This is a genomic window from Dyadobacter sp. CY347 (assembly GCF_021502655.1).
Taxonomy (GTDB): Bacteria; Bacteroidota; Bacteroidia; order Cytophagales; family Spirosomataceae; genus Dyadobacter.
Window position 1 is genome coordinate 1,438,265 of the sequence record NZ_JAKFFT010000002.1, and the last position, 22,744, is coordinate 1,461,008.

The window sequence follows — 22,744 nt, forward strand, 5'->3', positions numbered from 1 at the left end:
AATTTGACACACCACATACGACTAGCCCTTCGTTTTAGATCAATCGCATTTAATTAATTTTTAATCCGAAAGGCATCGGATTTAATAGCATTTTAATGCTCGATTAATGTGCATAGAACAGATCAATCACTCTTTCGACATCATGCCGATCATCTTGTCCAGGTTAAGACTCCTGGCCGAAGCGTCAAAAATTTCCCTGTAAACGCCCTCTTTATCATACAGTTCGGTGTGCGTTCCGAACTCTGCAATACGCCCTTTTTTCATGACGTAGATCTGATCCGAATCCAGGATTTGAGAAAGACTGTGCGAAATGATGACGACTGTTCGGCCTTTTTTAATAGCATCCAAACTGTTCTTGATCTGCTCGGTTGCAATGGCGTCGAGGCTGGCGGTGGGTTCGTCGAGGAAAATGACGGGTGGATTTTTAAGAAAGAGTCGTGCGATGGCGATGCGTTGCTGCTGGCCGCCCGAAAGCATCTGAGCGTCGGTTTCATATTGTGCAGGAAGTTCCATAATCTGATCGTGCAGATAAGCTTTTCTGGCCGCTGCGATCAACTCTTCCTGCGAAGCGTTCATTTGTCCATAACGGATATTCTCAGCAATGGATCCCTTGAAAATGTGATTTTTCTGCAAAACCATCCCAATGGAATTACGCAAAGCAGGCAGATCATAATCTTCCAAAGGACGGCCATCCAGCGTAAGTGTGCCCGAATCCGGGGCGTAAAAACCGATGAGCAAATTGATCAGTGTGCTTTTCCCGGCCCCCGACAAACCAACCAGCGCCGTGGTTTGCCCGGATTTGATGTTGACATTAATGTTGAACAATGCTTTCGTCCCATTGGGATATGTGAATGAGACGTCGTTCAGCATATAATCGCCCTTAATGGCTTCCGGAATGACTTTCCCACTTTGTTCCACAGCATTATCTGCATCCAGAATGTCGAAAAATCCTTCGGAGTATGTCAATGCATCATTCATCTCGTCATAGATCCGGTGCAGCTGGCGGATAGGAGCGGAGACATTGTTGAAAAGCAGGATATGGAACATGATCGCACCAATGGACATTTGCTGGTCGAGAACCAGATAGGCCGTTAGGATGATAATCAGCACGACGCCAATTTGTTCAATAAAGCTCTTGATTCCGTCGTATGCAAAGTTGGTGCGGCGCGTTTTGAGCTGCGTTTCCATCAGCTCCATCTGCGTCTGATACTGCTTTTGCCCCTCAAATATTTCCCTTACAAATGATTTGATGACAATGATGGACTCAATGAGATTGATCAGCCCGCTGCTTTTATTTTCCCGTTGCCTTTTCAGTTTGCGCCTTACGCCCTGCAATTCGCCTGCCTGCTTGTAACTGATCCAGAAGTAAACCGGTAAGATCGCCAGGGCAATTGCCCCGACATAAAAATTTGCAGAAAACATGATCGCAAGCGCGACGATGGAATTGGCAAAGAGAGGGAGAATGTCGATAAAAAAGTTCTGGATCAGCTTAGTAAGGCTTTCCACGCCACGGTCAATGCGGGTTTGGAGCTTACCTTTCTGATTGTCGTTATCGCTGTAAAATGCAAGATTATAAGTTAAGATCCGGCTGATCGCTTCCTGCGCGAGATCGCTGGAAACTTTGATCCTGATTTTTTCACCAAAATAACGCTGCCCAAATACGATTAGCGAGTTGACAATTTCCTTTACAAACAGAATCAGGGAAATCTTGATTAGCAAGTCCTTACCCTGAATGATCCCCCAATTTTTATCCAGCATTGCCTGAACGGAATCCACCGTATAGCGTAAAACCCAGGGGTTGACCTGGGCAGTGACAGCGCCTAGCAGTGTAAGAAAAAGCGCGAAAACGATTTGCTTGTTATACGGCTTTACGTAAGGTTGAAGGCGCTGGAATATTTGCCAGATACTCATAGTGGATTTTCGGGGAAGCTATGGAGATTCAATTCAGGAGTTATCCCAATAACTATGCCCTACTTTTTGCCGGAGCGCTTGATGGGGCGCCCGTATTTCTGCATTTTTTCCTGCGCGTGGTTTCTTCTGACGTTCACCTTCTTGTTTTTATCAATCTTTTCATGAAATGCGCCGCCGCCTGCTTCTCTTTTGGGAAGCTTTACATCAATGCTCTTCATGTAGATTTGCGGTTCTTCATCCGGCGTAAGGATTTCCGATATTTTAAGGTTTTCGGGAAGGTCTGCGATCGGGATCTGGTAATTCATCAACTCCTCGATTTGCTCTTGGCGCTCTTTTTCGCCTTCTGTAATGAAAGAAATGGCCACGCCCTTTTTATCTGCCCGGCCTGTCCGGCCTATGCGGTGGATGTAATTTTCCGGAATTTCAGGGATATCAAAATTGAAAACGTGCGAAACCTCCGCCACGTCCAATCCGCGCGCAATGATGTCTGTGGCGATCAGGACGCGATAATTGCCTTCGTGAAATTGTTTAACAGTGTTAAATCTGTGGTTTTGCTCCTTGTTGGAATGGATAACGCCAATTTTATTCAAGTAACCCAGTTCAAGTTGCCCAAAGAGCTGATCGGCCAATTTCTTGGTGGCAACAAACACCAAAACCTTTGTCATATCCGCATTTTCTTCAAGGAGCAGATCTAGCAGGTTGACTTTGGTATAAAAGTTCGGAACATTATAAGCCTTTTGCTCAATGTTCTCCAACGGCGTGCCTACGGGAGCAGCTTCAATCCGCACTGGGTTGTTAAAGTAAGTCTGCATTAATGCTTCGACCTCCGGCGTTAATGTCGCTGAGAAAAGCAGGTTCTGGCGTCTCTGTGGCAGGAGGTCCAGAATATTTTTAAGCTGCGTACGAAAGCCCAGGTTCAGCATTTCGTCCACTTCATCGATCACCAGTTTTTTAATCGCTTTGGTTTTGAGAGAGCCGTTCAATGCCAGGTCGAACAATCTTCCCGGCGTTGCAACAACCACGTCCGCGCCGTTTTTCAGCTCAGCCATTTGGACTTTAATATTGCCGCCGCCATATGCGCCCACCACTTCCAATGTCAGGTAAGCGCTCAGTTTTTTCACTTCTTCCACCACTTGCACCACAAGCTCGCGCGTAGGAACCAGGATCAGCAGTTGCGGCAGGCGATCTTTGGAAAATTCGATTTGGCGTAGGGTAGGGAGCAGATATGCGAAAGTTTTTCCTGTCCCGGTTTGCGCAATCCCGCACACATCTTTGCCAGACATCATAACCGAAAACACCTTATGCTGGATAGCCGTCGGCGTTTCGTAGTTCAGATCAGCTAGTGCCTGTAATAGAGGTTTGGTGAGATTTAATTCTTCAAAAGTCATAACAATGATTATAATAAAGCACAAAGTTACGCCTATTCTGCGGTTAGCGCGGCATCATTTGCCTGTATATAGCCACGCCCACCAAATCAGGACAAATTGCAGTGGCAGCCGAAGGATCGCGAGCCATAGATAGGGATTCTGTTTTTGGTAAAATGTAATGGCCATTTGAATGTTTGCGGGAAACACGGCCACCAGCAAAATAATGATCAGCCAGGCGCCTATCGGCCGGGTTGCAGGGAAAAGCAACAGCAACGCAAAGGCGATTTCACAAATTCCACTCACTAAGACGAGCTGGTAATGCCAGGGCACAAATTTTGGCATGATCTGCATAAAGCCCTTCGGGCGAAGGAAATGCATGGTGCCTGTGAAAATGTAGAGGGCGGCCATGATGTAAAGTCCGGTGAGTTTCATGGCTTGTTGATTTAGTAATGTTGTGCTTACTACTCTACAAAAAAAGAACCAGAGGATAATTCCATCTGGTTCTCTTCAATGTTGCTGAGCAAATGACCACTTATCGTGTTCTAAGTCTGCCCGTGTTGCGGTTATAAGTGCCTAGCGGGAAGCTAAGACCAGCATTGATCCCGAAATTCTGGTTTTTAACATTGGTATTGCCGTCTTTGGTCACGTCAATAAGGCCCAGGCCGTAACGTGCATCGAGGTTCAGCCAGATTTTTTCTTGCAGGCGGATGTTAATCCCTGCCCCGAAAGTCAATCCAAGATCAAATGGAGAATAAACGCGGTTGTTAGAATCGCCATTCAGGTTGTTTCCGTCTTTGTCCCGAGCGCCTACCAGGAAATTAAGGTTCGGTCCCAGGAAAATTTTCGGCCGCACTTTATCGCCATATTGTCCGAAGAAGAATGTTGCCAACAATGGGGCCTGGATGTAATTAAGGTTGATTTCGTTGGTTTTATTGTTGATCTGTGCGCCCATTTGCGTAAACAACAGCTGTCCGCTAAATCCGAAGCCGGATTCTGAACTGTAATTGTAGAAACCGCCGACCGTTAATCCTGGTTTCCAGTCCGTGTTAGCAACGTCCCCTCTGAAATTGGCGATAGAAACACCGACAATCGGTCCAATGGAAACATTCTCTTGCGCTTGTGCCTGCGATACAAACAATGTAACCGCAAGTAATAGAATAATACAATTTTTCATCTGAGTAGGTTAAATATAAATTTGTTCGAAAACAACAAATCATATACCAAGACAAATGAAAAAGCACCCGCCGCTCAATGTGCTCATTGCAAGCGGCATATTTATATATTTATATTTAGTCTAAACTCGGAACCGGGGAATTAGCTCTACAACTGTATACGTAACCCGCAAAATCAACGGATTGTAACTGTCAATAATCATCGTCTTCAAGGAAAGACTGCCCCGGGATCTGGTAGGTTTTTAGATATGCTTTGAGCTGTGAAGGCACTTTCCAGTTTTTGATCACATTGCGGATGTTTTTGATCTCCGCTTTCATCTCATTTACATTGGTGTTGAACTTGACGATCACAGTTGTAAGAGAATTGGCATGTTGGAATGGCAATCCACAAACCGCCGAGATCTTTTTCTGAATGCCTTCTTTAACCAGTTCCAGTTCTTCCACTTGCTGTTTGAGCACCTTGTTGTAGTAATTCAACTGATTCTTACTCAAATTTTCCAATTCGTCCTGCCCAATCCGATCCAGCTCAATCTGTAATTTCAGAAGTTTCAGCAAGTTATTTTCCTGGTATGCCTGGGTTACCTGCTGCATAATGTCTGTCTTACGCAGCTTTTCGGTTTCATCCTTTTCCAGGTCGGGGTGAAACGCTTTTACGAGGTCCATATAAACGGTTCGTACAGATTTCGTTGTTTTCTGCTGTTCGGCAAGTTGTTTTGCCTCCTGAATGCGCTTATTCAGCCGTTCTTCACGCTGTTCCGCTTTAATGCGCTGCTGTTCTTCTTCGGGAAGATCATGGAAATTTTCATATTGAACAGTTTCCTTGGCAGCCTCACTTTCGATCAAAAAAGCCGGATCCGTGATTTTCTCCGATTTTGCTCTTTCTTCCGCGAGCAAAACCTCAATGTCCACTGCACTGTATTTATTGAAAACCGGCTTCAAATCGTCAAACCCGTAATGTGCGATCAGGTCGTAAGCGCTTTCTGTGATCAGGTAAGCAAGTTTGTCCTGGTAAATTTTTCTAAAAAGATCAGCAGAATAAGTCCTGTCCATAATGTGGACGATCTCAACACGGAATTCCTGATATTCTCTAACCAGCGGGTCGAGGTCCGTCGGGATACGCTGGATCATCTGATCGTAAGCGCTTTCCAGTTCGGGGATCAGCCGATCCAGTTCTTCGATTTTTTCGGATAGCTGGTTAAATTCTTTTTGTCTTTTATTCAAGACATTCTTCCGCTCATTAATATGTAAAACAGCAGTTTCGGGCATGGAGGTAATTTTATGGGAAACTTGCGATCACAAGCCTAACTCCTGGTAAGATATCATGATGATCGCAATGACTGCCAATAGAAGCCCAAATTTGTTAAGATGGTTCAGTCTTTCATGGTAAATCAGCCAGGCGGCGCATGCGGACACCAGCATGGTGAGAATGTTGTAGATCGGGAAAACGAAAGCGGCGCTGTTGCCAAATGACGCGAGCGCGCGCAGCAGGAAGTAAAGGGAAAGAAAATTAGGCACACCCAGGATAAATCCGCCGACAATGCTGCGCCAATGCAGTTTTTCTCCACGCGCCAGAATCCGGAAAATTAAAATCACAGTCCCGATAAGGATTGCCCCCGAGCAGGCAATGATCATAAAAAGCGTGGTTTCGCCCGCTCCGTAATATTTTACAGATAAGTAATTGATCAGCGTGTTGTTGGTTCCGGCGGCCAGAAACGTAAGGAGGGGAAGGATCAACAGTAAGTTTGCCGGTGAAACAGCATTTGTGGAAGCGGCATTTGTTGGCGGATCGGTTTCCTTTTTTGTAGTTTGGATAGCACCCAAAGCCAATGCCGCGAGCGCAATAACAAGCCCGGCGTAATTGACAGCGGTGAATGCCTTGTTGTTGTTTTGAAATACAAACAAACCAAAAAGCACAGGGATCACGAGCGACATATTACCAGCCAGCGACGTAGCGGTGACGCTTACCTTTTGCGCAGTAAGCCCGATCAGCATAAATGTAATAACAAACATCCCGCCCAATGCCAGCGTAATCAGCGTTCCTTCTGAATTCCAGATCACATTTTTGAACAAATCCAGGTCCGGTGTGAGCACAAGGCCGGTGAGCACGCAGGCGTAATAATTGAATACAACGGCATGAAAAGAATGCACCCGGTAGCGCGGAAACGCCCGCATGATCAGATAAAGCGCGACGGTGAAAAGGACCGACAACAGGAAATAAAGCATAAACAGTTTTTAGCGCTTCTGATAAAGAACTTCATCAATGATGCGCGGATAATTCGCGTGTTCCAATGCATGGATTTTGTTTGCCACATCATCCGAAGTGTCGGTAGGAGCAACCGGGCAAGTTGCCTGGAAGATCACATTTCCTTCGTCGTAATGCTCGTTCACATAATGGATCGTAATGCCGGATTCTGTTTCCTTCGCATTCACCACTGCTTCATGGACAAACTGTCCGTACATGCCTTTTCCGCCGTATTTGGGAAGTAAAGCGGGATGAATGTTAATGATCCTGTTCGGGAAAGCTTCTACCAGGAACGCGGGCACCAATAGCATGAAACCGGCAAGCACAACCAGGTCAATTCCTTCGTTTTGCAGGATTTGAAGCACTTTGCGTGTGTCGTAAAAAGTCTTTTTATCAAAAAACACGACTGGAATCTGCAATTTGCAAGCCCTTTTGATCACGCCTGCCTGGGGATTATTGGTGAAAATCAGTGACACTTCTACATCTTGCCGCTCAGCAAAATATTCAGAGATTTTTTCCGCATTTGATCCAGATCCGGAAGCGAAGATGGCAAGTCGTTTCATTTGTCGTCAAGAATTAATTATTGGTAAGGTAGTATCAGATTTTCCTGTCAAAATTATAACAAGAACGGCTTTCGGTAAATAACCGGAAGCCGCATCCAGAGAATTGTAATGTATGTAGTTGAATATCAGTAAATTTTTGTGAGCTCACTGCGACCCATCAGCTTTCCTTTGCGATAAGTCTCCGTTTTCAAGTCCCATGCAACGCCCGGCGCGCGGTAAGAAATGGTTTCCATGTCCATTTTTACAGGAAAGCCCATTCTCATTTCAAAACTCATGTCCGCTTTGAGCTTGTAAGCGTCGAATGTTCCGGCAGGCAGGGTAATTTTTTCCTGGCCGGTTACGCTTCTGTTTTTAATCAGCATATCAAAATTGACTGCCATAGGTCCGGATTGTCCCGTTCCTTTTACAGATGCATCTTTTAATTTATCACCCACCGAATATTTTGTAGGATACTCAATGTTTTCGTAGGTAAATTTCATCTCCATATTCTGGAAGGATTTGAGCTGCTCCTGGCTGATGAGCGATTTCGCGTCGAGACTGATCACATTGCCGTCGCATTTCATTTTATAAATATTTTTCAGCTCCGATTTGCCTTTCGGATTAGTAGCCTCCATTTCAATGTTGAAGACTGTGAAAGCGCCCTCCGTTGAAACGTCCAGTATTTTGTAAATGATCTTTCCCGTTTCCTTTCCCTTTCCGTCAAAATTAGTCATCTCAAAGCCGCTCCCTTGCTTCAACACGACTCCGCCACAATCCTGGGCGAGGGTTTTTGTTTGAATAAAAAAGAGCAGCAGTAAGCTAAGTAGCAGCAGTTTTTTCATGATCATAACGCGGATACGTGATTTAGTTTGCGGTAAACAAAGATAGTCCTCGTTATCAGAAATCCACTTTTTGTTTAATATATTGATTTTACGGTAAGGCGCTACGCCCAAACCATTGTGATGAGGCCGAGCAGCATAATGATCTTGCAAAGACTGCTGATGCGCTTGAAATCACGGCGCGTATCCGCCCGGGCAAGGCTTGCTGTGAGCAGGGCAATAGGGATCAGAAGAAGGAAAAATAATATCACGAGCACATTGTTGTCAAGCGCCCGGGCCATCACGAATAATGTGGTAACAAACATTAAAAGAATCACATACAGGAAGTTTTTGGTCCGGCGGATGCCCCATATGATAGGCAATGTCCGGCAGCCATGCGCTTCGTCGCCCTTAATGTCTTCCATATCCTTCACAATTTCGCGAACGAGTGATATGAAAAAGGAAAAAACGGCATATATGAATACCAAATGCCGGTTGGCAGGGAAATGAACGGTGAGGATCAGCAGCGAAAAACCGGTGAGCAGCGAAACAATAAAATTCCCTATAAAAGGAAGACGCTTATATCTTTCGGAATAAAACCAGAGTAATGTGATCGAACAAACATTGATCACGAATATGTAAGGACTCACCACCAGCCCGAAAACTGCGCCGAGGACATTCAGGACCTGGTGCGCGCCCATTGCCCAGCGGCGTTTCAGGTATCGCCCGACGACGACGCGTTCGGGTTTGTTTACAATGTCGATCTTAATGTCAAAGTAATCATTGATAATGTAACCTGCCGCGGCTATGCAAACGGTGGAAAGCGACAGGAAGAACATGTCAACATTTGCTATAATGCTGCGCCAGTCGTCGCGCGGGCCTATCAGTAAAATGCGTGTCAAATACTGCGTTACGACCACAATCACCAGATTGGTCATACGGACCAGACGGGCGCTTCCGGTAATGTAATCCCATAAAGTTATTTTTGGTCTGGCAGACACATTCATGGAGGCTAACTCTGGAAACAGAAGGTTTAGGGATTAAAATTATTCATTTTATCCCATTAACGACAAATCTCAACATCTTTATCCATTTTGGGGATAAAAAATGGATCATTTGTTGTTAGGCTAAAAGATCTGTTATCAGAACAGCTCGCCCGAGTGCGACTTTCAACTTTTTAAATAGCATTATGAAAATTGGTATTGTATGCTATCCTACCTTCGGAGGAAGCGGAGTGGTAGCTACCGAACTTGGTAAAGCACTTGCAAAAGTGGGCCATCAGGTTCATTTTATTACATATTCACAGCCTCAGAGACTCGACTTCTTCAATGAAAATCTTTACTATCACGAAGTAAATATCCCGGCTTACCCGCTGTTTCAATACCCGCCTTACGAATCTGCATTGTCCAGTGAAATGGTCCATGTGGCTGCCAGCGCTAATCTGGATCTGCTACACGTGCATTATGCCATCCCGCATGCGTCATCCGCATATCTCGCGAAACAAATTTTAGCGCAGCAAGGCATTCACATTCCCGTGATCACGACCTTGCACGGGACGGATATTACATTGGTTGGGAAAGACGAGTCCTATGAGCCGGTTGTAACATTCAGCATCAACCAGTCCGACGGCATAACTGCTGTTTCGGAATCGCTGAAAAACGATACTTACGCCCATTTCGCCATTACCAAAGACATTGAGGTGATCCCGAATTTCATTGATCTGGATCGTTTCAATCGTCAGAAAAAGGAGCATTTCAAGCTTGCTATTTGCCCGAATAACGAAAAACTGATTGTTCATACATCCAATTTCAGAAAAGTGAAACGGATCGACGATGTAATCATGATTTTCGAAAAGTTGCGCAAATTGCTGCCCAGCAAATTGTTACTCGTAGGTGATGGCCCGGACAGGCAACGCATTGAACGCATGTGCAAAGATTTGGATATGCTTTCAGATGTTAGGTTTTTGGGTAAACTGGATGCAATCGAAGAAGTCCTTTCCGTGGCAGATTTATTCTTAATGCCTTCTGAATCAGAAAGTTTTGGACTGGCGGCGCTGGAAGCACTGGCTTGTGAAGTTCCTTTGATAACATCGAATGCCGGCGGCCTTCCTGAGCTGAACTTGCATGGCATTACGGGCTTTTTAAGTGACGTAGGTGATGTGGACGATATGGTGAAACATGCGGCTTACATATTGGATGACGCCAATTTGCCGACATTCAAAGCGAACGCCCTTGCGCGGGCAAAGGATTTTGATATTGCCAAGATCCTTCCGCATTATGAGTCTTATTATGAGAAAGTTGTCGAAAACAGCAAAGCTGTAACGATATAGGTATGGTATTTTTAAGGTCTGGTCGAAATTCAAAAACGATCAGACCATGTTACCAAACATTCCATATACACAATATAAGCGCGTTGTCATTGTAGGCGCAGGCTTCGGCGGACTTGCTTTGGCAAGAGAAATTGCTAAGCGCGAAGACCTTCAGGTCGTGCTCATTGACCGCAACAATTACCATCAGTTTCAGCCGCTGTTTTATCAGGTTGCAATGGCTGGCCTCGAACCAAGCTCCATTTCTTTTCCGCTCCGGAAAATCTTTCAATCCAAGAAAAACGTACATATCCGCATCACAGAGGTGCAAAGCGTAAACACCGACCGCAAGTCCATCATGACGGGCTTAGGCGAGATTACCTATGATTATCTGGTCATTGCGACAGGTGCGATCACCAATTATTTTGGCATGAAAGAAATTGAGGAGCGGGCCATTCCTATGAAGACTGTTTCTGAGGCATTAGCATTGAGAAACAGGATATTGCAAAATTTTGAAGACGCCCTTTCCGTGGATTCGGATGAGCAACGCGCGGGGTTAATGAGCGTGGTTGTCGTAGGAGGAGGGCCTACCGGCGTAGAATTATCGGGAACACTTGCGGAAATGAAGCATTTTATTTTGCCAAAAGATTATCCTGAAATGGATTTCAAATCCATGGAGATCCATTTGCTGGAAGGTTCCAAAGAACTGCTGGGCGCAATGTCGGATGAATCTTCCCAAAGATCACGCGAATATCTGGAAAAAATGGGCGTCCACATTCATACGGAACAAGTTGTAACCGGCTTTGACGGTAAATATGTGACTACAAAACAAGGTATGCGCATTCGGGCTGACAATTTGGTTTGGGCGGCAGGGATTAAGGCAAATCCTTTGAATGGTTTAAATCCGGAAGTCATTGTTCGCGGTGGTCGTATTAAAGTGGATCAATATAACCGTGTTCAGGGTTATGAAAATGTTTTTGCTCTGGGTGATGTAGCGGCCATGCAGGAGGGCGAATGGGAAAATGGGCATCCGCAGTTGGCGCAGCCAGCGATCCAGCAGGGTAAGGCGCTTGCGAAAAATGTGTGGCGGGTAATGGATGGAAAAAAAGCAGTGCCTTTCAAATACAAAGATTTGGGGTCAATGGCCACGGTGGGACGGAACAGGGCCGTTGTGGATCTTCCTTTTATGAAATTCCAGGGGTTCCTGGCCTGGCTTACCTGGATGTTCGTGCACTTGATTTCTATTGTAGGCGTTAAAAACCGGGTTCTGATTCTGATCAACTGGGTTTGGAATTATGCAACTTACGACCAGTCATTGCGCCTGATCCTGAAACCAAAGACCATCGAACAGATTTCGAATAAAAACGAGAAGAACGAAGAAGCTGTCAAACAAGAAGCCTAGTTGATCCGCAGGTTGTCGGCCAGGCCGCCTGTAATTTCATGGGGCCTTTCCCACCGGGATTGGGTCATTCATTAGGTTTTCGTTATATTCGTGTGCTATTTATGCCAGCTTTACGTTATAGATTAATGTAACAAAATTTGAAAAATGAAACTCTTATTTAATATAATCCTCATATTCTTGCTTCTGATCGCCTTCGTGCCATTTTTCAGAAGGTTTGTTTTCCACTTGCTTGTAGGCCGCCAGCTCATCAAGGAGCAGGAAAGACAATACAAGGCCCAGCAGCAGCGTCAACGTGCGAACGCAGGTGTAAAAGTGGATAACGTGCCGCCGGATGCCAATAACCCATCATCCCGTTTCGGCGGCGGAGAATATGTTGACTATGAAGAAGTGAAGTGATTTTTCTTGAAGTTATATAAGCAAAAAAGCCGACACATATGTGCCGGCTTTTTTGCTTATATAGCAATGATTTAAAACTAACGGCTCAGATACAGATTCCGTTCGCTGTAAATCTTTTGGAAGAAATCATCTTGTAAATCATCGATGAAATAGATCGCTTCACCGGTTGACTTCATTTCCGGGCCGAGTTCCTTATTTACATTCGGGAATTTGTTGAAAGAGAACACCGGGATTTTGATCGCCCAGCCTTTTTTCACCGGATTAAATGTGAAGTCTTTCAGTTTCTTCGTGCCGAGCATCAGCTTCGTTGCGTAATTTACATAAGGCTCTTGGTAAGCTTTGCAAATAAACGGAACTGTGCGGGACGCTCTTGGATTTGCTTCGATCACGTAAACAATGCCGTTTTTCACAGCAAACTGCACATTGATCAATCCAATCACATTCATGGCTAGCGCAATTTTCCGCGTGTGCTCTTCGATCTGACGAATCTCATCCTCTGTCAGATCAAATGGCGGAAGTGCAGCGTGTGAGTCCCCGGAGTGGATACCAGCTGGCTCAATGTGCTCCATAACCCCGATAATGTAGGCATCTTCGCCGTCACAGATTGCATCTGCTTCCGCTTCCAATGCACCTTCCAGGAAGTGATCGAGCAAAATATTGTTATCCGGAATGTCATGCAGGATCTTCACCACATGCTGTTCCAGTTCTTTTTCGTTGATCACAATTTTCATGCTCTGTCCACCCAAAACGTAGCTCGGACGAACCAGCAGCGGGAAGCCCAGCGTACGTGACAATTCCACAGCAGCGTCTGAAGTTCTTACGGTTCCGAATTTTGGAAAAGGAATCCCTAGCTCTTCAAGAAGCGGTGAAAAACGTCCGCGATCTTCGGCCCAGTCGAGTGACTGATAACTGGTTCCAATGATCTTAATGCCATATTTTTCAAGCTTTTCTGCCATTTTCAGGGCAGTTTGGCCACCCAGCTGAACAATGACACCCTCCGGTTTTTCATGCTCAATAATGTCGAAAACGTGTTCCCAGAAAACCGGCTCAAAGTAAAGTTTATCTGCAATATCCGGATCGGTTGAAACCGTTTCGGGGTTACAGTTGATCATAATGGTCTCGTAACCTTCCTCTTTTGCAGCAAGGACTCCGTGTACACAAGAATAATCAAACTCAATGCCCTGTCCGATGCGGTTTGGTCCTGAGCCCAGAACAACCACTTTCTTCCGGTCGCTTACGATGGATTCGTTGTCTGGATATTCCTGGGATGTGTTGAAAGTGGAGTAGTAATATGGTGTTTTTGCTTCAAATTCAGCGGCGCAGGTGTCAACGCACTTGTATACACGCTTGATTCCGAGCTCTTTCCGCTTGTCGTATACCTTGCTTTCCTTGGTTCCGATCAAATGGGCGATCTGGCGGTCGGCATAGCCTTTTTGCTTAGCCGAGAGCAGAAGCTCTTTTGGAAGATCACTAAGATCAAATTTTTCTATCTCGTGTTCCAGTTCGATCAATTCTTCGATCTGACGCAGGAACCAGGAATCAATCTTGGTAAGGTTCTGGATCGTTTTGAACGACAAACCGATTTTGAAAGCATCATAAATATGGAAAAGACGGTCCCAGCTCGGATGTGCCAGGCTGTGCTTGATCGCTTCCTGATCACGCAGCTCGCGACCATCCGCTCCCAAACCATTTCTTCTGATTTCCAGTGATTGACAAGCTTTCTGCAATGCTTCCTGGAAATTCCGGCCTATTCCCATGGCCTCGCCAACAGACTTCATTTGCAGCCCGAGCGAGCGGTCCGCACCAACGAATTTATCAAAATTCCAACGCGGCACTTTTACGATCACGTAGTCGATGGATGGCTCGAAGAAGGCCGAAGTGCTTCCCGTGATCGGGTTGATCAGTTCGTCCAGGTTATAACCGATCGCCATTTTAGCGGCAATCTTTGCGATAGGATAACCCGTTGCTTTCGAAGCCAGTGCAGACGAACGGGAAACACGCGGGTTAATTTCAATTGCAATGATCTGATCATCAGCAGGGTTTACCGAAAACTGAACATTACATCCACCCGCAAATTTACCGATCCCGTCCATCATTTTGATAGCGAGGTCGCGCATTTGCTGGTAAAGCGTGTCGGGCAGCGTCATAGCAGGCGCAACCGTAATGCTGTCCCCTGTGTGAACGCCCATCGGGTCAAAGTTCTCGATCGAGCAAATGATGATGAAGTTTCCTTTGCTGTCGCGCAAGAGCTCCAACTCGTATTCTTTCCAGCCCATTGCGCTTTGTTCAACCAAAACTTCATGGACCGGAGAGGCATGCAACCCGTTGTTTAATGCTTTGTCAAAATCAGCTTCCGAATTCACGAAACCGCCTCCTGTTCCTCCCAAAGTATATGACGGGCGGATTACAAGTGGGAAACCAATTTCCTGCGCAATCTCTTTTCCTTCCAAAAACGATCTCGCTGTGCGGCCTTTGCAGACATTCACATTGAGTTCCAGCATTTTCAGCCTGAATTTTTCCCTATCCTCAGTGGTTTCAATCGCTTTGATGTCCACACCGATGATTTCCACATCATACTTTTTCCAAACACCAGCTTTGTCACAGTCAATGGCAAGGTTCAATGCAGTTTGTCCGCCCATAGTAGGGAGCACCGCATCGATAGGCCTGCCCATCGCTTTGTGTTTTTCAAGAATTTCAACGATATATTTCTTTTCCAGTGGAAGCAGATAAACATGATCTGCGCTAATCGGGTCAGTCATGATCGTGGCAGGGTTAGAGTTGATCAACACAACTTCTATCCCTTCTTCGCGAAGTGAACGGGCAGCCTGAGAGCCGGCATAGTCAAATTCGCATGCCTGACCGATGATAATTGGACCTGAACCGATAATTAGAACGGAATTGATATTCGTATTTTTGGGCACAGTAATTGGTAATTTGTAGAAATGAGGAAAACTTTTTTACAACTTTTGGCAGCATTATCCTGGTAATCTCAGCAGGGGTACGTCCAAAAATTCCACAAAGTTAATTCACATATCCGAAAAAGAAGGGAAGGTTAGCGGAAATTACAGTTATTTTTTAGCGCAGGATATTTAACGGACTTATTATCAGTTAAATGCAATTATTGAAGTGGAGCAATAGCAGGTGCAGAGATGTCAAAATCCCTCAATCTCAGCGGAACATTGCCGTTCGCACCAAAACGGAACACCGAAGAGTTTCCCGGAATATTCGGATAGTAACCGATCCGGAATTGAACTGTATTAAATGTCAGGTTCTCGTTTCTTAACCGCAAACCGATCCCATAACCCTGGTAAAGCGGACTTTTCCAGATTGATTCGGCACCATTGACCAAACCAATGTCTGCGAACACAAAATATGCAATACGAAAGCCCAGCAAACTCTTATCCGAGAAGAAAACCGTTTCAGTGCCCAGAGTAAGCCGAGTCGTCCCGATAAGTTGTTCGCTGTTGATTCCCCTGATGCCCTGATCTCCGCTAATGTTCAGATAATCGAGCGGATCGCGGTTGACGCCGCGTGTGTAGCGGCCCGTTAGAAACTGACGGAAAAAGCTGTATCTGAATGGGATAAGGTTGCTGATATAGTTGAGCTGCGCGCTGATCACGCCTTGCTGCGCTTTGGCTTCCTTAATGTAAGAACCAATGTTGAGCAAGCCATACATGTAACCCAGGTTGTGCGCCAGATATTTCCCCGTTGCATATTGCAGGCCTGCATAACCGCGCGCTCCGAATTCTGTGTCTTCCCGTCCGGCTGTTAATGCAAACAAATGTCCGACGGGAACGTCCTCCGTCCGCCCGAAACCGTAGATCAAGACGTCCCGTTTGTAATTTCGGTTGGAATAACCCAAGCTGAGAAGCGTGGCGCTTTTATTCCAATAAACCTTATTAATGTAGGGCGAAACCTCCGGGCGCTCTGTATAATGATATTTGTTATGCCGCGCCGCAACTACGATCCGCGAATTTTCCGCCAAACGGCTCGCCGGAAACGGGAATTTAAATGAGCGCCCGAGCCAGACATCATAGAAATTGAACCGGGTAGGAAATATAATGGGCTCTTCGGTGTCGCTGGGGTTCCTTTTGATCTGCCTGATCATGGATTGGCCGGCTTCAATTGACCCTGCATACTTTGTCTCATTGGTCAGGAATCGCCGGAAAAAACGGATAGACCTGTCTTCCAGGTCGCGCTCATAAATAAAGCTTGCCTGGCCGGTAATGAATGTTTTTCCAATATACGGAACTGTGTAAATGGTCCGGAACTGGAATTTTTTACCCAGGTCATCATTCCCATCCCATCGGACCCGTGTGAGCTGGGAATGGGTCGTTCCACGCACATTGATATCCTCTACACCAACATTAAATTTATTGAATGAGCTGAAACCGCCCCGGAAGTTGAGCGACCATGCATCCTGGACGAGCACAACCACATCCGCCATCCAGGTTACATCTTTTCTGGGCACCACAATGATACGCGCATCGGTAATGGTTTTGTTGGTCCGCAGCAGACGCTCATTATCTTTCAGCATCTGTGCCTGAATGTCGTCCCCTTCAGAAAATAACAGAAAAGAACGCCTTATAATGCCTTCACGGGTGTTTGTATGGAGGTTTTTACTAAGAAATTTTTCAAGCCTTTTACCCTCCCGCGTTGTGTCATAAACCGATTCGCCCAGAATGTCGAGCTGCCGGATGTATATTTTCCGGATCACCATTCCTTCGTAAGGCGTAAACGGGTTGGTTTCAATTTCCTTCACCTCCGTCACCTGGCCCTGGTTGTACACATCCCTGAACAGAAGCCTGTAAATCGCACGCGAAAATTTGGTTTTCGACATCCGTACTTTCAGGTTGGTATACCGAAGGCTGTCTCTGCTGTACACTTTCAGGCTATCGGGGTTTTTTTGGGCCGAGGCATAGGTCGATAGCAGCAAAAACAACAGGACATATCTAATCATGTGTACTTTCAATTCCAAACCAACAGACTAAACGATAAGGTACGAATGATAGATATAATAAGGTGTTGTAAACCGTTTCTTAAATTTAAATGTAAAAGGAATTATTACTTTCCAGCGTCCAGTATGGCCTTAATTGTCTTTTCTGTTGCGCTGGGGGCCGATGCATTTTTGGATGCAAATTTACCGTTGGGACGGATCAGTGAGAAGGTTCCGGCATCCAGCGGGTTCAGGCGGAAGAGCAGGTCCATCATTTGGTTCGCATCCATGAATAAATGGGTTCCTTTCAGCTTGTGGCGCACAATGTATTGCCTTAGTAATGCCTCGGTAGGAACCACTTCTTCACCTGATAAATGCACAAACAGAAACACGACATCTTCCGGGACATTTGCTTGTAATGCAGGAATGTATTCAAGCTCTTCACGGCTTCTGGCATCATCCAGGTTCCATTTTGTGAGATAAACCGTTTTGCCTTTATATTGATCCAGGACACGGTTAAACCAGCTCGTGCCGCGGTCATTGGAAGCAGCCAGAAAATAGCCCGGTAATACTTCGGTAGGCTCCGTTTTTACATTTTTATATTCAACAAATTTGCGGATATCTGCACTATCCTTCACTTCCAGCCGGACAATCTCATCCAGCGATTCCCGGAAAACCGGCAGGCTGCTGCGGGACTGAATGTGCTTGTTCAGATGCAGTTGTTGGGGGTATGTAAATCGGAAAAGATTTTTGGCGAGATAACGGATTTTGAGAAATTCAGTTGCGGTGCTATCAAAAAGATCTGCATAAATACGGCTCTCCCGCTCGTAGTTAAAAAGAATGTTCAGCACCGCCTCGTTTTTGGCAAACAGTTTGTTTAGGAAATCCAGGTCTGTTTTCTCTGCCAGACCATTTGCGATAATGTCATCCAGCCGTTGGTTTTCCGCCGACGTCAGGTTCACAGCATTGTTTTTGATCAATGTGGCCATCAGACGAACGGGCAGTGAATTGGTTTTGCTTGGATTTGTGTATTTGCGTTCCTCCACTTTGAGGTCGGCATAATTCCCGAACCGGTTTGCCCAAATTACGCGCTGGGCAGTCAGTGGCGGCTCAGAAAGACGTTTAAGGCTGTCGAGTAGTGCTTTGCTAATGTCTGTCTGGTTGCTTAATGCGTGCTCGTACAAGATCTGCATCTGCTCCTCGTCCGTGATCGATTTCGCCCACTGGGACAATGTCGGGGAGGGAACCGTGTTGGCTGCGGCTTGCTTTACGGCCGAAAGTCGCAGGGTTGCGCGCTGCTGCGCCATTTCCCGGGCAGCGGAAGCACTGTTTTCCCAGAAATTTTTGAAAAAATTGGAGCCTAAAAAACTGTTTGCGGCCAGTAATTTGTTTTCAGCGGCCAAATACTGGGCATACTGATTGTTCGCATCCGCATTTACCCCGGCAAAATAAAAAAGCTTGGAAGCCTTACCGAGTGAATCGCCGTCAAATGTAATCTCGACGGTTCCCGGTGAGCCAAGGAATGTTGTAAAAGCCTTTCCACCGTAATCCAGATAAAACTCTTCCTGCGGAAAAAGAATGGGAAGTGACACCCTGAAACTTCCGTCAGCTTCCAGCGGCGTCTGCTTGCTAAGCTCGGATTGGGGTTGTAAAATGTTATTTCGGGAAAACGTAATGACAGGAGCCTGCCTGTAAAGTCTGCCATTAAGGTTTAATATGCGCCCCTTAACGATCAGGGAATCAGTTGAAGCAGAAGAAAATGTAAAAAAGCCTGAAAAAATAATCGCCAGACCAATGAAGCGCATGCCCATACATTAGTGATTTATCAATTTAAAACATTAAGCCCTGTCCTCATTCTCAGGCAGCTGCTCAGAGACACCATCTTCATAACGAACATAAATGCCGTGATAACGGTCCTGAACCTTATAATCTTTTCTCAACGGGTGACCATTCCAATCCTCAGGCAGCAGGATCCTTCGCAGATCGGGGTGTCCATCAAAATGAATACCCATCAGATCAAATGCTTCTCTTTCATGCCAATCGGCTGTACGCCAGATGTTTGCTACGGACGCGACAACCGGTAACGACCCTTCATCCGAACTTCTTGCAAAAATTGTTTTGAGCATCAGATCATGCCCGTAGGGTATGGAAGTAAGGTTGTAAATCAGTTCCATAGTCCCAGCAACGGGGCCATTATCCATGGCTGTGATACAAGCCAAATAATCAAAATACAAACGGTTGTCTCTATATAAAAAACCGAAGATTTCGGCGATACTGTCCACCGGAGCGATCAAAATGGGTTGTGGCCCTTTCGTGTCCGTTTCAATATTCCTATCCGAAAAAGTAGTGATAACCAGTTCCGAAATTTCCTGAAAAGTCATTTGAATTGAGTTTAGGCGATTGCAGTTTCTGCTGCTTCCATTTCCAGAAAAAGCTCAGGAGCAAGCGGATGTTCACCTTTGATTTTTTCCTGCAACTTCATAAAACCACCGATCAGGGCTTCGGGTCGGGGCGGACAGCCCGGAACGTATACATCTACCGGTATGATCCTGTCAACACCCTTCACAACGTGATAGCCATGTTCCCAATAAGGCCCGCCACAATTTGAGCAGCTGCCCATCGAAATTACATAGCGCGGCTCAGGCATTTGCTCATATAATCTCCTGATGCGGTCGGCCATTTTAAATGTTACCGTCCCAGCCACAATCATCACATCCGACTGGCGCGGGGAAGGGCGGGGAAGGATACCAAAACGTTCCAAATCGTAATTTGACGCATATGCAGCCATCATTTCAATCGCGCAGCAAGCAAGGCCGAAACCCATCGGCCAGAGGGAAGACAGTCTCGCCCAGTTCATCAGATCCTCCGCATTTGTAAGAATAATGCCTCCGTCTCCCGTTTTTATTTTATCACTCATCCTATATTTTCCTCCTAAAAATCCAGTGGTACAGATATTGCTTGTTAAGCTACATCAATGTATACAAAAGTAACCATATTTAGCAAAAATCTGTTTCAGGCTTTCATCACAAGCCATTCAACAACACAACTCTATGAAAAACAAATTACTTTTAAGCACCATTCTGACTACGATCATTTTCAGTAATGCGCAGGCACAAACGGACAGCACCGTGCGAATGTTCAAGAGCGGCATGGCCATTTACGCCGAGTTCGGAATGCTCCCTAATAATAAAACCATGCGCGAACAGCTTGACAGACTGCAAATTAAGCCGTTCACTTCCTTCATGGGTTCCATAGTCCTCGCCAAGCGGACCGAATCACAGCGCTGGTTTTCGGAAGGCAGGCTTATCCTGATGAACAGCACCAATTACACCACTGACAAAGATTCCAGGAAAGCCTATCTCAATGGCATTGGAATCGGAACGGATGGAGGGCCGAAGCTGGTCAACAGCCGTCGCTGGAATGTGCTGATTCCCATTGGTTTCGACCTGATGTTATATCAACTAAAAATCAAAAGCAACCAGACTGCGACCATCGGCCAGGTAACGCAGAATCCGCAGTCCTACCAGCCAGTGCGGCTCCGGACCGGTAACATTAATGTCCACGCAGGGATTGGGGCAGATTATAAAATGAATGTGTTGCCGAAATGGCACGATCAGGTTTATTTGAGCGGAAAAGCATCATATCATTTGCCTTTGCTCGGACGCAGGGACTGGAAAGGTGAGGATGTAACGATCAGTGACCTTTCGTCCCTCAAACTAAACCAGGTTTACCTTCAATTAGGTCTTGTATTTTTCCCAAAAAAGGATGCAAAGATGTGGAATGGAATGGGAAAACATCAATGATTTCAGTCATCTTTTTTGCGTAGATCATCCAGCTGCCTTTCCAGTATTTTAATGTAGCTGTCTTTTTCTTCAATGACCCTGATCAGCGCAGATTGCCTACCCTTGGGATTCTCCGAAACGTCGGTATCCCGAGGGTTTTTCTTGCTTTTTGCATCGGAAATCAGTTCATCGACAGACACTTCCAGTATTTCCGAAAACTTTTTGAGCTGATCTATGGATGGGCGTGTTTTACCTCTTTCAATGTCGGAATAGTTGGGTTGTGACATTCCGCTCAGAAACGCCATATACACTTGTGTAAGTCGTTTTTCCTCACGTTTTGCGAGTAAATTACTGGCAAATATGTTCATGATAGTGTGTTGAAAGTATGTAGTCACGGAAGGCATTCGGTGCGCAAAATCCATATTTTTTCTATGTCAACCAAGCTCCGAAAATCAATTATAAGCAGTGGTTATATTTTATAAGCATTGGCTATTGACTTATAAGCACAGCTTGTTGGATTGAAGTGTCATTACAAAGCAATTTTGCAAACCCACTCATCATCGCCCGAATTAATGCGGCGGGAGGGAGTCTTAACATGTGCAAATGCTTATGAAAATACATTATCCAGCAGCTAGGACTGCGCTTTTTCTAATGATCATCGCCCTGGTATTTGCAAAATGCCATCGCGACGAACCGATCGGGAAATCAGAATCGTTAAAAGAGGCCAGGTTTGACTCTTTGCACGTTTCACTTATTGAAGCGTCTGAGGTTGCCTCCGCCGTAAATGCCACTGCAACAGGAGCAACTATTGATTCTTCCGCCAGAATAACAGGCGAAAGAAATGAAGTTGTAGATCAGGTGACCATCAGGGATTCCGCAAACGGCACTCCGCTTCTCTATATTTTTAGGAAAACAAAAGGATTTGCAATTGTTTCGGCAGATTTCAGGGTTATGCCCATTCTTGCTTTTTCAGACAAGTCCGAGATTGACCCGCACAACATTCCCAACGGAATACAGGTTTGGTTGGAAACCGCTACGACCAAGATCAAAAGGGCCAAGGCCGACAAATCACCGCCTCATCCCATTGTTCTCAAAGAATGGGAAAAATTTCTCAGCCGAAAACTGAGAGTCACCGATACCAATTGCATTGAATGGTATCAATACGGGCAGTATCAGTGTAAGAATAAAATGACCATTAAGGGGCCATTGATATCCACGATATGGGGGCAGAATGCCCTGTCAACAACAAAACTTAGCACAGCCGGCAATTGTGATGGATGCCAGCGCAGGAGGGCTGGCTGCGGTCCGGTTGCAATGGCACAGCTTGAAGAATTTTATCATCCAAACCTTTTACGACCAAGAGTTTCCAACACAAGCTGTGATGCGGCCACTGCGGGTGAACATAGTTTAGGCGCAGTGATGAAGACAATGGGCGATAAGTCAAAGGCCAGTTATAATTATATGGGTTCGTGCAATACATTCACTTGGCCTGCTGATGTAAAAAGCGGATTAAAGAGTTTCGGATTTTCAAGTGGTGGGTCTGCGAATGAAGCCTATAACCTCGCATTAATTAAAAGTGAGCTAAATACGAACCATCCATTGCTATTTTGGGGATCCACCTCTTTAAGTTGCTTCAATGATTATCATATTTGGGTGTGCGAAGGTTATCAATTTAGTGAATACAGCGAATTTGATTGTGCGACAAAGACATGCAAAGAGTGGTCGTATACTTTTTTAAGAATGAACTGGGGGTGGGATGGTGAATGGAATGATTACTATGCATTCGGTAAGTATAATCCCGATGGCGACGATTACAATGGTAATTTGCATATCATTACAGGGATCAGGCCATAATAGGTGTGGTTTAAAAA

Annotated in this window: 20 protein-coding genes; 5 read left to right on the forward strand and 15 right to left on the reverse strand. The window is 45.5% G+C overall.

Features of this window, described 5'->3' with window-relative positions:
* Positions 1-126 precede the first annotated feature (126 nt).
* The 9 genes from L0659_RS06855 to L0659_RS06895 all read right to left on the reverse strand — a co-directional run bounded on the left by L0659_RS06855 (position 127) and on the right by L0659_RS06895 (position 9,059).
* Complete coding sequence (locus tag L0659_RS06855) at positions 127-1,911, reverse strand: ABC transporter ATP-binding protein (RefSeq protein WP_235124998.1); 1,785 nt, start codon at positions 1,909-1,911, stop codon at positions 127-129.
* A 59-nt stretch (positions 1,912-1,970) separates the two neighbouring features.
* The gene (locus L0659_RS06860) at positions 1,971-3,299 is read right to left on the reverse strand and encodes a DEAD/DEAH box helicase (protein WP_235124999.1); all 1,329 of its coding nucleotides are present in this window, start codon (positions 3,297-3,299) and stop codon (positions 1,971-1,973) included.
* Positions 3,300-3,353: 54 nt separating this feature from the next.
* Positions 3,354-3,710, reverse strand: a complete 357-nt coding sequence (locus L0659_RS06865) for a MauE/DoxX family redox-associated membrane protein (RefSeq protein WP_235125000.1) — start codon at positions 3,708-3,710, stop codon at positions 3,354-3,356.
* Between the two features lie 100 nt (positions 3,711-3,810).
* Positions 3,811-4,452 (reverse strand): porin family protein, encoded by a 642-nt coding sequence (locus tag L0659_RS06870; protein WP_235125001.1) that lies wholly within the window; start codon positions 4,450-4,452, stop codon positions 3,811-3,813.
* A 190-nt stretch (positions 4,453-4,642) separates the two neighbouring features.
* Entirely contained in the window at positions 4,643-5,716 is a 1,074-nt protein-coding gene (locus L0659_RS06875; protein ID WP_235125002.1) for a hypothetical protein, read from the reverse strand.
* A 27-nt stretch (positions 5,717-5,743) separates the two neighbouring features.
* Positions 5,744-6,673, reverse strand: a complete 930-nt coding sequence (locus L0659_RS06880; protein WP_235125003.1) for a hypothetical protein — start codon at positions 6,671-6,673, stop codon at positions 5,744-5,746.
* Between the two features lie 9 nt (positions 6,674-6,682).
* Positions 6,683-7,255 (reverse strand): phosphoribosylglycinamide formyltransferase, encoded by a 573-nt coding sequence (gene purN, locus L0659_RS06885; RefSeq protein WP_235125004.1) that lies wholly within the window; start codon positions 7,253-7,255, stop codon positions 6,683-6,685.
* Positions 7,256-7,380: 125 nt separating this feature from the next.
* Positions 7,381-8,076, reverse strand: coding sequence for a hypothetical protein (locus L0659_RS06890; protein WP_235125006.1), 696 nt, complete (start codon positions 8,074-8,076; stop codon positions 7,381-7,383).
* A 101-nt stretch (positions 8,077-8,177) separates the two neighbouring features.
* A complete protein-coding gene (locus L0659_RS06895; protein WP_235125008.1) occupies positions 8,178-9,059 on the reverse strand; it encodes a geranylgeranylglycerol-phosphate geranylgeranyltransferase in 882 nt (293 codons plus the stop codon).
* 182 nt (positions 9,060-9,241) lie between these two features.
* Between L0659_RS06895 and bshA the strand changes: the two genes are divergently transcribed.
* The 3 genes from bshA (at position 9,242) to L0659_RS06910 (ending at position 12,155) form a co-directional block, all read left to right on the forward strand.
* The gene (bshA, locus tag L0659_RS06900; RefSeq protein WP_235125010.1) at positions 9,242-10,381 is read left to right on the forward strand and encodes an N-acetyl-alpha-D-glucosaminyl L-malate synthase BshA; all 1,140 of its coding nucleotides are present in this window, start codon (positions 9,242-9,244) and stop codon (positions 10,379-10,381) included.
* 46 nt (positions 10,382-10,427) lie between these two features.
* A complete protein-coding gene (locus L0659_RS06905; protein ID WP_235125012.1) occupies positions 10,428-11,759 on the forward strand; it encodes an NAD(P)/FAD-dependent oxidoreductase in 1,332 nt (443 codons plus the stop codon).
* A gap of 144 nt (positions 11,760-11,903) precedes the next feature.
* Positions 11,904-12,155, forward strand: coding sequence for a DUF4834 family protein (locus tag L0659_RS06910; RefSeq protein WP_235125013.1), 252 nt, complete (start codon positions 11,904-11,906; stop codon positions 12,153-12,155).
* A 77-nt stretch (positions 12,156-12,232) separates the two neighbouring features.
* Here L0659_RS06910 and carB read toward each other — a convergent pair whose 3' ends face one another.
* The 5 genes from carB to nuoB all read right to left on the reverse strand — a co-directional run bounded on the left by carB (position 12,233) and on the right by nuoB (position 20,008).
* Positions 12,233-15,076 carry a carbamoyl-phosphate synthase large subunit gene (gene carB, locus L0659_RS06915; RefSeq protein ID WP_235125014.1) on the reverse strand — a complete coding sequence of 948 codons (2,844 nt, stop codon included), beginning with the start codon at positions 15,074-15,076 and terminating at the stop codon, positions 12,233-12,235.
* A 197-nt stretch (positions 15,077-15,273) separates the two neighbouring features.
* Positions 15,274-17,115, reverse strand: a complete 1,842-nt coding sequence (locus L0659_RS06920) for a hypothetical protein (protein ID WP_235125015.1) — start codon at positions 17,113-17,115, stop codon at positions 15,274-15,276.
* 104 nt (positions 17,116-17,219) lie between these two features.
* Complete coding sequence (locus L0659_RS06925) at positions 17,220-18,896, reverse strand: hypothetical protein (protein ID WP_235125016.1); 1,677 nt, start codon at positions 18,894-18,896, stop codon at positions 17,220-17,222.
* Between the two features lie 33 nt (positions 18,897-18,929).
* Complete coding sequence (locus tag L0659_RS06930) at positions 18,930-19,472, reverse strand: NADH-quinone oxidoreductase subunit C (protein ID WP_235125017.1); 543 nt, start codon at positions 19,470-19,472, stop codon at positions 18,930-18,932.
* A gap of 11 nt (positions 19,473-19,483) precedes the next feature.
* Positions 19,484-20,008 carry an NADH-quinone oxidoreductase subunit NuoB gene (gene nuoB, locus L0659_RS06935; protein WP_255726995.1) on the reverse strand — a complete coding sequence of 175 codons (525 nt, stop codon included), beginning with the start codon at positions 20,006-20,008 and terminating at the stop codon, positions 19,484-19,486.
* Between the two features lie 133 nt (positions 20,009-20,141).
* Here nuoB and L0659_RS06940 point away from each other — a divergent pair, with 133 nt between their 5' ends.
* Positions 20,142-20,894 carry a hypothetical protein gene (locus tag L0659_RS06940; RefSeq protein WP_235125019.1) on the forward strand — a complete coding sequence of 251 codons (753 nt, stop codon included), beginning with the start codon at positions 20,142-20,144 and terminating at the stop codon, positions 20,892-20,894.
* A gap of 2 nt (positions 20,895-20,896) precedes the next feature.
* Here the strand turns inward: L0659_RS06940 and L0659_RS06945 are convergent, their stop codons facing one another.
* Positions 20,897-21,241: a helix-turn-helix domain-containing protein gene (locus tag L0659_RS06945; protein WP_235125020.1), complete on the reverse strand. Its 345-nt coding sequence runs from the start codon at positions 21,239-21,241 to the stop codon at positions 20,897-20,899.
* A 241-nt stretch (positions 21,242-21,482) separates the two neighbouring features.
* On the opposite strand from L0659_RS06945, the gene L0659_RS06950 reads away from it, so the two are divergent.
* Positions 21,483-22,727, forward strand: a complete 1,245-nt coding sequence (locus L0659_RS06950; protein ID WP_235125021.1) for a Spi family protease inhibitor — start codon at positions 21,483-21,485, stop codon at positions 22,725-22,727.
* Positions 22,728-22,744: the final 17 nt, after the last annotated feature.